15 protein-coding genes are annotated in these 12,975 nt (G+C 36.7%); 7 read left to right on the forward strand and 8 right to left on the reverse strand.

Features of this window, described 5'->3' with window-relative positions; genetic code table 11:
* Window positions 1–397: 397 nt before the first annotated feature.
* The gene (locus ACTWP7_RS17155; protein ID WP_443124255.1) at window positions 398–1,183 is read right to left on the reverse strand and encodes an SDR family NAD(P)-dependent oxidoreductase; all 786 of its coding nucleotides are present in this window, start codon (window positions 1,181–1,183) and stop codon (window positions 398–400) included.
* A gap of 635 nt (window positions 1,184–1,818) precedes the next feature.
* On the opposite strand from ACTWP7_RS17155, the gene ACTWP7_RS17160 reads away from it, so the two are divergent.
* Window positions 1,819–2,709, forward strand: coding sequence for a hypothetical protein (locus ACTWP7_RS17160; protein ID WP_014644610.1), 891 nt, complete (start codon window positions 1,819–1,821; stop codon window positions 2,707–2,709).
* Window positions 2,710–3,040: 331 nt separating this feature from the next.
* Here the strand turns inward: ACTWP7_RS17160 and ACTWP7_RS17165 are convergent, their stop codons facing one another.
* The gene (locus ACTWP7_RS17165; protein WP_158512384.1) at window positions 3,041–3,190 is read right to left on the reverse strand and encodes a hypothetical protein; all 150 of its coding nucleotides are present in this window, start codon (window positions 3,188–3,190) and stop codon (window positions 3,041–3,043) included.
* 123 nt (window positions 3,191–3,313) lie between these two features.
* Window positions 3,314–3,637, reverse strand: a complete 324-nt coding sequence (locus ACTWP7_RS17170) for a VanZ family protein (RefSeq protein WP_443124256.1) — start codon at window positions 3,635–3,637, stop codon at window positions 3,314–3,316.
* Window positions 3,638–4,080: 443 nt separating this feature from the next.
* Between ACTWP7_RS17170 and ACTWP7_RS17175 the strand changes: the two genes are divergently transcribed.
* Window positions 4,081–4,629, forward strand: a complete 549-nt coding sequence (locus ACTWP7_RS17175) for a hypothetical protein (protein WP_443124257.1) — start codon at window positions 4,081–4,083, stop codon at window positions 4,627–4,629.
* A gap of 182 nt (window positions 4,630–4,811) precedes the next feature.
* Here ACTWP7_RS17175 and ACTWP7_RS17180 read toward each other — a convergent pair whose 3' ends face one another.
* Window positions 4,812–5,582 (reverse strand): DnaD domain-containing protein, encoded by a 771-nt coding sequence (locus tag ACTWP7_RS17180; protein ID WP_443124258.1) that lies wholly within the window; start codon window positions 5,580–5,582, stop codon window positions 4,812–4,814.
* Window positions 5,583–7,023: 1,441 nt separating this feature from the next.
* On the opposite strand from ACTWP7_RS17180, the gene ACTWP7_RS17185 reads away from it, so the two are divergent.
* From ACTWP7_RS17185 to ACTWP7_RS17200, 4 genes are read left to right on the forward strand one after another with little or no spacing between them, the layout of a single operon-like run.
* Window positions 7,024–7,248 (forward strand): hypothetical protein, encoded by a 225-nt coding sequence (locus ACTWP7_RS17185; protein WP_443124259.1) that lies wholly within the window; start codon window positions 7,024–7,026, stop codon window positions 7,246–7,248.
* Window positions 7,249–7,278: 30 nt separating this feature from the next.
* Window positions 7,279–7,680 (forward strand): hypothetical protein, encoded by a 402-nt coding sequence (locus ACTWP7_RS17190; protein WP_443124260.1) that lies wholly within the window; start codon window positions 7,279–7,281, stop codon window positions 7,678–7,680.
* Between the two features lie 28 nt (window positions 7,681–7,708).
* Entirely contained in the window at window positions 7,709–8,335 is a 627-nt protein-coding gene (locus ACTWP7_RS17195; RefSeq protein ID WP_443124261.1) for a hypothetical protein, read from the forward strand.
* 23 nt (window positions 8,336–8,358) lie between these two features.
* A complete protein-coding gene (locus tag ACTWP7_RS17200; protein WP_443124262.1) occupies window positions 8,359–8,553 on the forward strand; it encodes a hypothetical protein in 195 nt (64 codons plus the stop codon).
* Window positions 8,554–9,256: 703 nt separating this feature from the next.
* On the opposite strand, the gene ACTWP7_RS17205 is transcribed toward ACTWP7_RS17200, so the two are convergent.
* Together ACTWP7_RS17205 and ACTWP7_RS17210 are read right to left on the reverse strand one after the other, a co-directional pair.
* A complete protein-coding gene (locus ACTWP7_RS17205) occupies window positions 9,257–9,934 on the reverse strand; it encodes a hypothetical protein (protein WP_443124263.1) in 678 nt (225 codons plus the stop codon).
* 409 nt (window positions 9,935–10,343) lie between these two features.
* Window positions 10,344–10,595: a hypothetical protein gene (locus ACTWP7_RS17210; RefSeq protein WP_443124264.1), complete on the reverse strand. Its 252-nt coding sequence runs from the start codon at window positions 10,593–10,595 to the stop codon at window positions 10,344–10,346.
* Between the two features lie 251 nt (window positions 10,596–10,846).
* On the opposite strand from ACTWP7_RS17210, the gene ACTWP7_RS17215 reads away from it, so the two are divergent.
* Window positions 10,847–11,542 (forward strand): hypothetical protein, encoded by a 696-nt coding sequence (locus ACTWP7_RS17215; protein WP_443124265.1) that lies wholly within the window; start codon window positions 10,847–10,849, stop codon window positions 11,540–11,542.
* A gap of 114 nt (window positions 11,543–11,656) precedes the next feature.
* Here the strand turns inward: ACTWP7_RS17215 and ACTWP7_RS17220 are convergent, their stop codons facing one another.
* Together ACTWP7_RS17220 and ACTWP7_RS17225 are read right to left on the reverse strand one after the other, a co-directional pair.
* Window positions 11,657–12,313 carry a hypothetical protein gene (locus ACTWP7_RS17220; RefSeq protein WP_443124266.1) on the reverse strand — a complete coding sequence of 219 codons (657 nt, stop codon included), beginning with the start codon at window positions 12,311–12,313 and terminating at the stop codon, window positions 11,657–11,659.
* A gap of 122 nt (window positions 12,314–12,435) precedes the next feature.
* Window positions 12,436–12,855 (reverse strand): hypothetical protein, encoded by a 420-nt coding sequence (locus ACTWP7_RS17225; protein WP_443124267.1) that lies wholly within the window; start codon window positions 12,853–12,855, stop codon window positions 12,436–12,438.
* Window positions 12,856–12,975: the final 120 nt, after the last annotated feature.

Below are 12,975 nucleotides of genomic sequence, written 5' to 3' on the forward strand. Positions count from 1 at the left end.
CATCTAAATAATACAAAACCTTCCAATCAAACATTTGAGGAAGGTTATTTGCCATGCGCATTTTTAGTATAACATGGGTTACCTTAAGTTTTTATTGAAAAATGTTGACAAACTATTAGCTGGTTTACCGGAAGACTAAGTTTCAAGATAATTATCATGAAACAGACCGGCCCTACATGTACACTTTTCTCCCCCACCACCAGGGAACTCCATAGCCATACTGTAAAATGTATGGCTTATAATACTTATAAACAAAAACTAAATCCATTTTCCAATAAAAAAAGCTTATCCTGCAGATAAGCTTTTTTAAAAGATTCATTCCTTTTATATAGTATCAAGACATCAAGAGAAGAAAAAGGAAACTTCCTCTTTGTAAAATGTCGCGTAATAACTGAAATTACTGATTAGGTTTTGCTTTTTCAGCATGCTGAGCTGCTTTAATCTCTTCAGGCGTTTGTTTATTTTCTTCTGCTTCTTTCTTCGTAGCTTCGTCTCCACAAACAACATGATCTAGCTTATTTTTTAAAGCTTCATATCCTTGTTGTGCTACTAATTCTTTATCATTTTTGTTTCTCTCGTCTCCAAAGTAAGTAGAATCCATACCGGCATTATGGTGGAAACTAGTATTCGTAGCACCAGGAAGCATGGCTGTTACATTGACTCCTGTTCCTTTTAACTCTTCTCTTAAAGATTCGGCAAACATAAACCCAAATGCTTTAGATGGACCATACACCGTTTCGTAAGGTGTGGGCAACGTCGCAGATACAGAAGAAACGATAAGTAGATCTCCATCTTTATTCGGAACCATATCTTGCACTACACGTTTAGCCATATGAACCGTTCCGGAAATATTAATGTCGATTAACTTCAACTCTTCTTGTAAATCATTTTCTAAGAAGGAACCTCCCATACCAATTCCAACATTCAGAACAGCTGAATCCAACTTTCTATCCTTACTTTTAACAAACTTCCAAAATTCTTCAACACCATCATAAGTTGAGGCATCAGCTTGGAAAGGATAAGCTTCCACCCCTAATTTTTCAATTTCTTTAGCTGATTGATATATATTTTCACTGGATCCAGACATCGCAACATCATACCCATCATTCGCAAATAATTGGGCTAACTCAAAACCCAGACCTGATGTTGAACCTGTAATCATAACAAATTTTCTATTTACCATCGTCATCACTCCTCAAAATATTATCATAAAAACCCCTAATAAAATTGCCTTATTGAGGTTGAAGCCTTGTCTCCTTAACAATCTCTACCTTTATCTAAATAGCTTCCGCACATGAGAGAGACTATTCCCAATGCCTCTACCTATCAAACACACTTTTCTAAGGAGACTCCCTTATACTCCTTAAGTTGTATATGTACCATAAATGGATAGAAACACCTGAATCATCCAGCGAATGATAGTGGCTAGATTTAGAAAAAAAGATGCAGGTTACACGATTCCCGAACTAACCTGCGCTTTACTTGAAAACTCAGTTTCCAGGTAAGTCCCCCCTTATGGCAACAATATTCAATGATTATCTCGTGAAAGGAGGAATTTCGTCTAAGTACTTGCTAACTTCCAACTTGTAAGGACACGAACATTATATTTCAGCGGGGCGATTCCGATCCATGATTTAAATCCCACTAGAAACTTCCATAAAATTGGAAGTTCTTTTTCTATAGTAAAACCATCACGTCATTTTAATAAAGCCTTTCCCTGATCTCCGCCAATATCTACAACTCCTTTCATGTTAACCGGTCACGTTCAATAGAATAAAAGGTAAGGAAAAATTAACGTAGCAGAAGGAAGGCGTTCCCATGTATAAAAATTGGTTCTTCAGGCGAGTGGATCGCTTTTTTGACTGGCTTGAGAATCATCAGAAAAGCATCTACTCCATTTCCCTAACGATATTCTTGCTGTTAGCTGCTGGAGTAGGTGGTTACATTTCATGGAGATATTGGAATAATCCTATGTTCGCTGATCCCGGAACGATCATTGAACATATGGCGAATATCCCTTTAATTACAGGGATGTTGGCTATGGTTCTAATTCTCGCCGGTGGATCGTTTGTCATATGGATGTCACTATCGATGATTAAAAAAGTAAAAATTAATAAAATGGAGTTTGATATTAGTGACAGCGCCCTTGCAGAATCGAGAATTCAACAGCGATTCACCTTTATCTCATCCATGCTCGAACAGAATATCGAAATCCTGTCCGATATTTACGAGGATAAGAAATCGTTTAAAAGAAGAATGGAAGAAGATACCGTACAGCAGGAAATCATCAGTTATTTAGCTTCTGATTACCGGGATTACATACGAGTTTTTTATCCGGATTTACAATCCGAATTGTTTATTTTGAGTACCACAGAGAACATGGACCAAAATACGACGCGTATGTATAAGTTCCTCTTAAGAAATGAGAAAACTCAACAAGCCGTTTACTCCAACCGTTTAATCAATGGAGAGAATACGTTAGTCGGGTTAGCGTGTTTTGAGAAGGAATTCGAAGGAGAATCGGAAGGACAGTACAAAGTGGAAACGGATGAGCATATTATTATAGTTATGAAAACAGGTTTTGATTTACCTTTTGAACAATATGACATCGATGCACTTCAAAGTATTATTAACTACTCAAAGATCCTGTACGAGGAATTGATGATCACGTACTACTTGGATACAAACGAAGTGATAAAAGAAAAATAAAAGGCCAAGACGATAAGTGCTTGGTTTATTGAAAATAAAGGAGATATACGATGACTGATAAGGACAAAGCACCCCCAAAAGACATAGCCAAGGAGTTTGTAAGGAATCGTCAAGCTCATATTAAAAAGAACAAACCTAACCAAAATGGTACTTCAAGTTTATTAAACCATTTGCACAAACAAAGAAGGGAAACGAGAACCCACTAAAAAGCGGGCTGTTTCCCTCCAGACAGATCGTATAAATGAGCACGAACCGGATATTCTTACTACACTTCTCGAGGAGACTCCTACCAACTCGGGGCTTTTTTGTGTGCTAATAACACGAACAACGATTAGAACGAGTCCTTAGAGGCTCTTTTCTTAAACCATCGCTTCCAAAAACTGTGACGGGGAATATTCTTGAGCGGAACTGGCGGCGTGACTTTCCCTGTGACCTGATCAATAAAGAGTTTAACCCGCTTCCTTAAATAATCTTCGCCCACATTCAGTCCTCCTGTAAAACGTCTTTTAGTATTGTATGTTACAGTGTTCCCCTTCACCATAGAACCTGTAGTGTGGGCAGACTTCTATGTGAGCTTAAAACCATCAATTTAGTCTTCCGAATTTTACTCCTGGGGTTTTACAAGCGGATGTGACTCTGGCCTGCGCACACGTGAAACAGCCTTTTTCCTTTTAAAATAGAAAGCATGAAAGCTTCCCCATACGATGAGCACCCCGACCGTATCCTTTACTAAATCGATCACCGTAAAAGAACGCCCTGGCACAAATAATTGGTGAAATTCATCCACCACACCATATAGAATGGAAAATAAGGCAGCCAGGCAGCTCGTTACCTTCGTTAATCTATGATTCACGCCTAAAGCTGCGATAAGAAGAACATAGAGGGTGGCAAATTCAACAAAATGCATCATTTCAAAAACCGTATTCATTTTAATAACCCCAGGAACTGCTTGATCGTTTGGATCGGGTAGCTGGACTGCAGCCAGATCATCCCCATGAAAATCAAAGGGAGGAGCGTAATGAATAATCTTCTGATCACGTTAGCCATCTCCTGCCATAATGAGAGTTTTCTATTATTATAGAAAGTAGACTAGAATTTTATACTCCCTCCCTCTTAAAAGCAGATAGATCATAGTAATAGAGAGCCCCCTCTACCTCCACCCGAAACAAAAATCAGATCACATCGGCACCCTGTTCTTAGACTTCCATTTTCTCCAGGAAATGTTTTACCATTTCAACTAAACAAGTATTGTGATTTTAACCCCCCATTTAATCCAGGAAAAAGTAAAATCAAAATAATTGAGGGATTTATTTACAATTGAAATGAATACTTTATTAATAAGAAAACTTTATACTTAGGAGCTGGGTCAATATGGGCTATGTAATAAAAACCGCTTTTTTTATTACTTTCGCTATGCTCGTAATGGTCGGATGTACTGACGCTGAACTTATTGAAGAGACGGTTGAGATTGATATTGCGGAACCGGAATTGTCTGAACAGGAAATAGCTGTTGAAGAAATCGATCAATACGTAAATGAATTATTAGATGTTAATACACTCTTTTTAGAGATATATAGTGAAGCCATTTCTTACGCTCAAGCATACGCACCAGGTGAAATTGACCCAGATACTCCTGAATATGAAGAACTTGAATCCATTGCAGCACGTGTAGATAAGGAAGTCATCTCAGCTTTTGAATCGCTAGGATCACCTCCTTCAGAGGACTTGATGCATCTATATGAAATAGAAAAAGGTTATATATCAGCTGCTCAAGGAATTGCCGAACAAATCCCTATGGCAGTAACAGGGTATGGTGTGGCCAAGAAGAAATTAAATGAATACCTTGATGAGTTAAGCCAACAATCGGACTTACTCTCTACTACTATAAGCAGGTTAAAGAACCAGGGGGTTTTGAAGTAAACATATAAATTATATGCAGCTCAGAATAAATACTTCTGCGGCAATTGTATCTCTTACTATTGCCGTTTTATTTTGTTTTTGGGTTTTATTCTGCCAGATGTAAAACTAGAAACAATCATGGATTGTGTTTACAATGTATTCATTCTCCGTTTGGTAACTCGAACTTACTCGAGTACAACCCCTTACTCGCCTCCTCTAATGTTGCCTTCCCGCTCTCTTCTTATCTCTTCAAAAATATCATCCACTGAAGGATCTTCATTAGGTTTGCTGATTAACGACCGCCGCACCTCCAAATCCAGCGACTCCACTTCCTCAAGCGTCTTCACCCCGCGTGCCTGCCAGCGCTTTAAGATCCCTCCGCTGTACTGGAAAAACGGCTTGTTCTGTTGAAGCGCGCGTTTCATCGCTTCGAGCACCAGTTCCTCCGGCATATCCTCGCACCACGCCGTAATGGACTCTGCAATATGGGGATTCAGCACCCCGAAGTTCTGTTCGTAAAAGGTGTGAGGATTTTTCCGGATGGCGTCCACCACAGTGGTTTTGTCTCGTTTCGTTTCTTTTTGTTTAAGTAATGCGTCCGCTGACTGGTTCGCCTGCTGGTCCATCTGCTCGTTCATCTGTACGTCCGCCTGGGGGATCGCCGGCTCGTCTCTCAGTCGTCCGCTTTCCGGATATTCACGGGTCATTAACTGATAGATAGGCGCCTGATTTTTCCCTACTGAGCGAAAAGTAAGATAACCCTTCTCTTTTAATTGCTTACGTGCCCGTTTAAACGCACTCTCTGTTAATCCCGACTTCACGAGAATCGAAGTAGCTGCAAGCGTGATTTCTTCCCGCCAGCCCGCTTTATTATGAAAGTGCATCAGCGTGTGCCACAGCACAATCTCTGAAGTTGTCAGCCCATCCAATTCCATCCGGTCATAAAACGCATTGATTTCTTTAATATAATTCACAACACTCTTCCTCCTCAGGTTTGGAGCATAAAAAAAGCCCTCCGATTCTATAATCGAAGGAACTTAAGATTTGGTGTCGTTTAATTTTAATTTTATAATGCCCATCAATAGAATGGATATCATTGATATTTGATTGAATACTAATAGCACTTTTTATATTTTCAAGTTTTAAATACACTCCTAAGAAGCATCAACATATTAAAAGATATAGCTAAACTCAGAACAAAATTGTGCTTTGAATACAAATAATTTGCGAGGGTTGTAAAAATAACTATCTAGTGGATGTAGATAATTTTTCCGTAGCTATTGTATGGTAATTATGCAATTAAGTATATTTTTTATATTTTCAATGAAAAAAGGAACTTCTACAATTAAGAATTCCTTAATTTTAATTAAATAACAACACTATCCCTTAACATAGCTTTTGAATAAAAGAAGGATATTTTCTTAGTATTATCGAAATAAAACATTTGAGGTGCCAATTTTTGGAATGTAAGATACCTTTCATGTATAAACCAGGTCACATTACCCTTAAAGATGGGCTCGATATTAATGAGTTTGATAATTTTGAGCAAGCTCCCGATTACCAAACTCTAGTATGGGAACTATGGTATCCAATTTCAACTGACTGAATCCAAGATCAAAGCCGGACAGTATAACTACACTTATAACTTAGTTTTAGAAATAATCTCATACGAACAATTTAGCAGCAGCTACAGCAGAATAATCCTATACTTAGTACAAATTCACCCGATGCTATGGATTACTAATCTAGTTATCAGCGAATTGAGATATCTGAGGGCGGATTTGTTCATATCGCTCACTGATATATCTCGATTTTGGACTCGTTTTAATGCGAAGCTATTAATACTCCTAACGTTGCTCCCTCATTCACTTGTTTATATTTTTCAAATAAATAGTTTTTATGTTGAAAGAGTATTTTTATCTCCCCTTCGGTGCTAGGTCACTGAATAATGACACAAAAGCAATGTCTTAAATTATGAAACTGGAGGAATGGAATGAATGATGAAAAACAGCAATGATACAATTGCTCTGAAATGAGAGCAACAAAGAACTTATTATTGGATACATAGAGTCACTATTCAGGCCCGAAGAAATCTCGTTCAATGTACCGAAATATACCCAATACGGAGAAACAGATCTCATTCAAATGACCGCTCTTCAATATTATGATGTCTGCGGTTTCCCATCCTCTTGGAGATAAATGATTAGGCTAGCGAAACTCATTTTTTCTTGCTCGAAAGAGAAAAGGTCTTGGAAATGGATTTTAAGGAGCCCCACGTCCTTTCTTCCTTCCCTGTGGATACCAAGGGTCAATTTATTAGCGAAAAAATATCTCGAAAGCAAGCATTTATGACATTGATGCCTTTTGTCTAAATCAATAGAAATAAAAAATTTAATAAGTAGGAGCTAAACAACTATGTGCTCTGTGATAAAAAACGCGATTTTTATTACTTTCACCTTGCTATTCATAGCCGGCTGTTCGAATAATGAAGAAGCTGTGCAAGCCAATAAAGAGATAGAGACCTCCCCAGCTAAGGCAGAACGCACCCCCGAAGAACAAAAAATAATTGATGAAAAAATTAAAGCTCGTGAACAGAAAAGACAGGAAACAATAGAATGGCGGGAGGAAATTAAAGAATAAACTGCCCAAGAATCCGACTATGAAGATCTTATGCACTACCTTATCGTTATTCCACCTATTATTGAGGACTATTTAGAGGAAATGGAACTGATTAACAAACTGCTCTCACAATCACAGGGCCTTTCTCTCTTATGGTATCAAAAAGAGTTTCATTATCACTTTCAAACTGCCTATATAAATATTGAAAAAGTAAAGGAAAAACTAAATTCAATTCAAGTACCTCATGAATTCGAAGACTCCTCTAATCACATTCTTGTTTCAGTAAATCGCGCTTTAAATAGTAAAGAAGGTCTTAGTTACGGCTTAAAAGATAATGATGCAGATATGATTCAAGCCGGCTGGGATGATATTGACAAAGCTTTGAGTAGCCTGCAAGAATCACATCGATTAGCTGAGGAAGTTACTGCGACAATGGATCAAGTCATAGATTGATAAGCTCATTAATGATGGGGTGTGTAACATGAAGTATAAAATCAATAAAATTGCAGCGATTATATCTATCATCATTGCTGCAGCGGTAGTTTTTGAAGTAAATCGGTATGGCCATGAAATGGACCAAATTAACCGTGAATCTACACCTGTTTCTAGTTCCAATGATGTGATAGAACAAGGTGAAGAACTGCCAGAATCTCTTAGCGAAAAAACATCTCAGCCGGTTTCTACAAATATTGATACAACACAGACCAGTGAATATATCTCCACAATTAAAGAACAAATTGCTGAGTATGAATATGCATGTGAAGATGCAACGGCATTTACAAGCTCTTACGATCACCTTTTCAGTCCAAGTTCAGATGAATATTGGTATGTGGAACTTACTATGAATTCAGTAATCTACGAAATTGTTCCTGCTATTAAAGACCTCGATCCTCCAGCCTATGTCGAATTTCAGGAAGTAAACCAGTTAACACAGAATATGCTGGAAAGCATGATGGCAGTCGCAGAAAATTTTCCAATGGCTACGACGGGCGATTCAGATGCCTATGCACAACTGGAAATAAACGTTAAAAGATTTAATGAACAAAATGAACGTTTCACTCAAATCACCAAAGAACTTTATAGGGATAGGTTAATTAATGACTTTTGAAATAAGTCTCACCCTTTCTACTTATGAAAAAAGGTGTGGCTATGGCTCAGTACGAAACCTATTATATTAACGGATTTATCGTAGGTCGATACGAAAAAATTAATAGACTTATTCAATCGTACTCTCAGTCTGGTTGGGAACTTCACGAAACGATTTCTCATTCATCAGAATACGTAAAAAATGCTTTTGGAGTTATACTTATCTTCCGAAGAGACTAACATAAGCTAGAAATAGTAGTCAGAGAAAAGCAGGGGCCCCTCCCCTGCTTTTTTTATATCAAAAAGATTAAACTTATAATCGTAATGATAATATTTACTAAGCCCGAAATCTTAAAAGTTTTAGTCTCGGTTTTTTCATTCCTAGTGTACGAATAAGTTTTGCTTTCTGAGTATTCGATCATTCTATCCCCCCCTTATAAATCTCTTATTGAATAATTTAGTCGGTCCTTATCTGTACTTTTAAATAATATAAAATTTTCTAATTAAATACTATCAGCACTTTGTAGCGATCATTAAATGTAAAATAAAAAAATCATTCAATTTGGAGGAAAAAATATGCTTGACAAAAATACACTGGCCGAATTTAAGGAATAATTTTCCAATAAAGAAGCTCAAGCTGTTGGAATTTTTAGTGTAGGGAAAATAATTAAAGAGGTTATCGAAGAATTTAAATAAAGTTTCAACATTCACAATATTGTATTATTTAATGAAGATGAAATAGAATTCAGAATAGACAATAATTTATATAAGTTATCATTTAGTACCTCTTATAGACGGTGGATTCTTTATTGGCTTAAGAATTTCTAATATCTTGCAAATGAAAGTTGAAAATGTTTTGGTCTCCAGAGTCTGCCTCTTTTTTATACAAAAAACTCCCCTGCTTAATGCATCAGCAAGGGAGTCAACATACCCACAGATTCTTTTATTCCACCTCCACTTCTTTCAGCGATTCAAAAGCTTCTGGATACGTAATTGTGTCAAAAACCTCTTCTTTCTCAGCATCCACTACGTTAACCGTGACATCATATTCTTCCGGGCCAGCCCCATCAAACAATTGATACAGCATTCCCGTGACACCAAGACCCATAACCGCAAATCCATCCAGGCTGCTTTCATATTCTTCCCGATCTACGGACAGCATAAATTCGGAGTAAGATGCAGTCGTTTGAATATCCTGAATGGAAGAGTAGTTGTCTTCATTTTTTATCTCTTCAATGGCCGCAGTCATCTGCTTCTCCATTTCTTTCATCAATTCTTTATGTTTTGCTTCCGACATTCTATAGGTTACAGAATCTCCATTATCCACGACTTCCGGTATTCCTTTAGCCTCTGCGTCCGCTTTAATTCCCTCGAGATCCTGATGTTGCAGTTCGAAAAAAGATTTCGGCACGGTCACTTTGACACCTAGTACGTTTTTGTCCGCCTCGACCGAAGCTTCTTTTTCTTCACTCGATGAGCTCTCTTGCTCGGAGGCTTCCAGTTCCTCCGATTGGTACGTTTCTCCGCCCTCTGCTTCTGAGCTGGAGCTGGAACTCGAATCTGAACTGCACGCAGCCAGCATGAAGAGACAGGCTGCCAGGATCCACCATAATTTCTTCATGATCATCCCCCTATACCCCTGTGTGTATTTATTCTCTATTATTGCCTATTATATCATTGATATCAGGAGTTTCGTCATGGGAATTTTTGAATCTTTAAAGAAGAATAAGATTTCTGTCATTATGATTTAAAAAAACAAGAGCCTGCAGAAGACCACTTGTTTCATGAGTTATTTCTATAAAGGTATTATGTATGCACCTGCTTGGAGGTCTCGTTTTCTAATGCATTTTCGTTGACCTCTTTATGTTTCATTTTAATTGGCTGTGATAAAGTTTAGTGCTGATATTACTAACAAAAAAAGAACTATCAATTTTATGGAAGTTCCTCTTTGTTATATTGTGCTTACTCAACTAAAGCCCCCCTTTATCTTGGGGCCCAATATCAAGATAATATTCTCTTATCCTTCTAAGTTACGGAGTATTCCAGAAAAATGTAGTAACTATGAAGGGGATAATAATGACCACTAAGATGATCAATCCATTGCCAATTAGTCCGATGTTTCTGTATGGTCCTTTATTAGAGAACATAGCAAATACCACTCCTAATAAAGAAATAAACACTCCAGCAAAAAGAAAAGCATCATTACCTGACAGCATCGTTATGTATGCAACTAGGCTTACTAAAAATAACACAGTAGAAATTATTCCTAACTTCCTTCTCACATTTTCCCCCTCCTCATTATATGAATCATTTCTAAATATTGGATGAAACTAAATATTTTTAGAGTAATGAGTTTTCCTATAATATAAGTATAGAATTCTTTTATTAAGGAAGCGCTCTCTTTAACGGAAGACTTGAATTCGAGGTAATTGACTATCAGGATTGGAATGCTCCTGATTACGACTCAAATGTGCGTGTGATTATGAAAATAGCCTTTAAACCAGGCATATAACATTGATTTCCATAATCAATTATGAAAATATTAGAAAAGAGTTTGAAAGCCACCACTCACTACTGTTCACTTGGTAACATGCTTCACGAAGTTAAATCATTCAATTCTTTAAAAGTGCTTTCATGCAAAGGAGACTCCTTATTGGAAAACTATAGTGTACTTTATATAAAACAAGAAAATAGATTTAGAAGTCAGAGTAAAAATTATAGGCTTGCAAGTAGCGAGAACATTGTCGGTATAATTGAGGAAGATGTATCTAGTTCAAGAGACAAAATTAATATGCTACTAAAAAGCTTAAGTCTATATGCTTTCACTAGTGTTAATTTAAATCTAATGACAAAGAAAAACGAACTTATTGGAGAATTAATAAAAACAAGAGGGTTTTCAAATACATATACATATAAATCTTTCAATGAAGAAATTTACTCTATAGAAGCGAAAGCCGGGTTAAAGAGCCCTAAAACATCCATAACTATCTATAAAGGTTACGAACAAATAATTAAAGGGATAGGTGACTTTAGTGCTTACAGCTTTGATTTTTTAGATAATAATGAAAATTTGTTAATGAGGGTCAAAAAAACAACCATCCCATCAAGCCTCAAAAACTTATTTGATTCTTTAGATGTATTCAAATTAGATATTAAAGACCCCTCCACAGAATATTACAATCTGTTTATAGCCCTTGGACTTATCATAGACTTGAATTTCCATGAATGATTTTTCTTATCTAAATCCAACGATACGGAGGTGCTTCCTCCTCGTTGAAATGTCCTCACCCCATTATATCAGAACCACATTCGAAACATTATGCCAGTCACACATTAAAATGACTTATTGCCCCATGTAATAATACATGTCTAAAGCTACAACAATACTAATGAGTTTAGTATTTACATTTTGGTTCAGTTGATTGTTATTTACGAAGAAAGCATCATTACTAGTAAGGTTTTCTCTTATCGTAGAGTGCACTAATGAGCGCTTTTGAATGGTGGAAAATTCCTCTCCCGTCTGTTTGTCTTCAATTGAAAAGTCGATTAAGTTTGACTGTATCCACGCTAGAAACTGATCCTTGCCGTCCGGACCAATGACTGAAATTGTTGGAGAGTTCTTCCTAGTTGAGTATTGAATAGTTGCCAAATGTTTGCCAAATTTAGTATATACGTTAAAATCAGCAAAAAAACCTGCCTTCTTCCGAATGCTTGCAATAAGATAACCATCCTGATCTAGTAAACTCAAGTCGAATGCTTCTAGATTAATTCCTTTTATATTTAAAAAAAGTGAACTTAAGATTTTCAATAAGTTATTACCCAAACTGGAGGAACCTTTATCAGTCTCCGCTACTCTTCCAATTTCTTTTTCTTTAGATACTATTGAATAAGTCATACTACCTTTGCTCTTATAACTTTCGTCTTTTTGCAAATAAAATTCTCCAGTACATGGTATTCCATTTTTTTGTTTTTTGTATTTTAATTTTGTAGGGTCTACCAACTAATGTCATCCTTTATTTGAGTTTTCAGCTAGGTAATGATTGAGTCTTATTATCATTAGAAAAGCCCCTATTCGCAAGTAAAGAGGGACAAACTATCGCTCGCGTAATACTCGCTTAAAGATTAAAAAAGATAGACGTATATTTGATAGAATCGATACAATGCCCCTAAGAAAAGTGCCCCCACGCCCCCTACCAATAGGTATCGGACTTTGTATAGCCATGCGTATTTATATTCCTTCGAATCCCCCCACTTTTTATATTCCTTTTTCCCAGTGAAAAAAAATAACAATACAAGTGGCACTACAATAAAACTAACAAGCCCAAGAAAGAAAATCTGATTGTAATGCAACATGGATGCTTGCGATAGAACTGGTTTTAATACTTCCCCTAATGCGATAAATAGCAAAATTACAGGCATTGAAATAGAAGTGAAAATTGAAGAGACTTTCCGCCCCCTCTTATAATCTCTTATGATAAAATACGGAATTAATAAAATTAATCCAATTGCTGCCAAAGCGTAAAAATATGTATCACCATCCATGGAACCACTCCTCTTTCTATCTCTACGTAGTGATGGCTAGCTAAGTTCCACAAAAAGCGTTCGAATTATAATAACTGTTATCTTAAAACTGAGTCTATGAAAATTCTGACTGTAGACGAA

It is taken from the genome of Halobacillus sp. B29 (assembly GCF_052246755.1).
In the GTDB taxonomy this organism is placed as follows: Bacteria; Bacillota; Bacilli; order Bacillales; family Halobacillaceae; genus Halobacillus; species Halobacillus halophilus.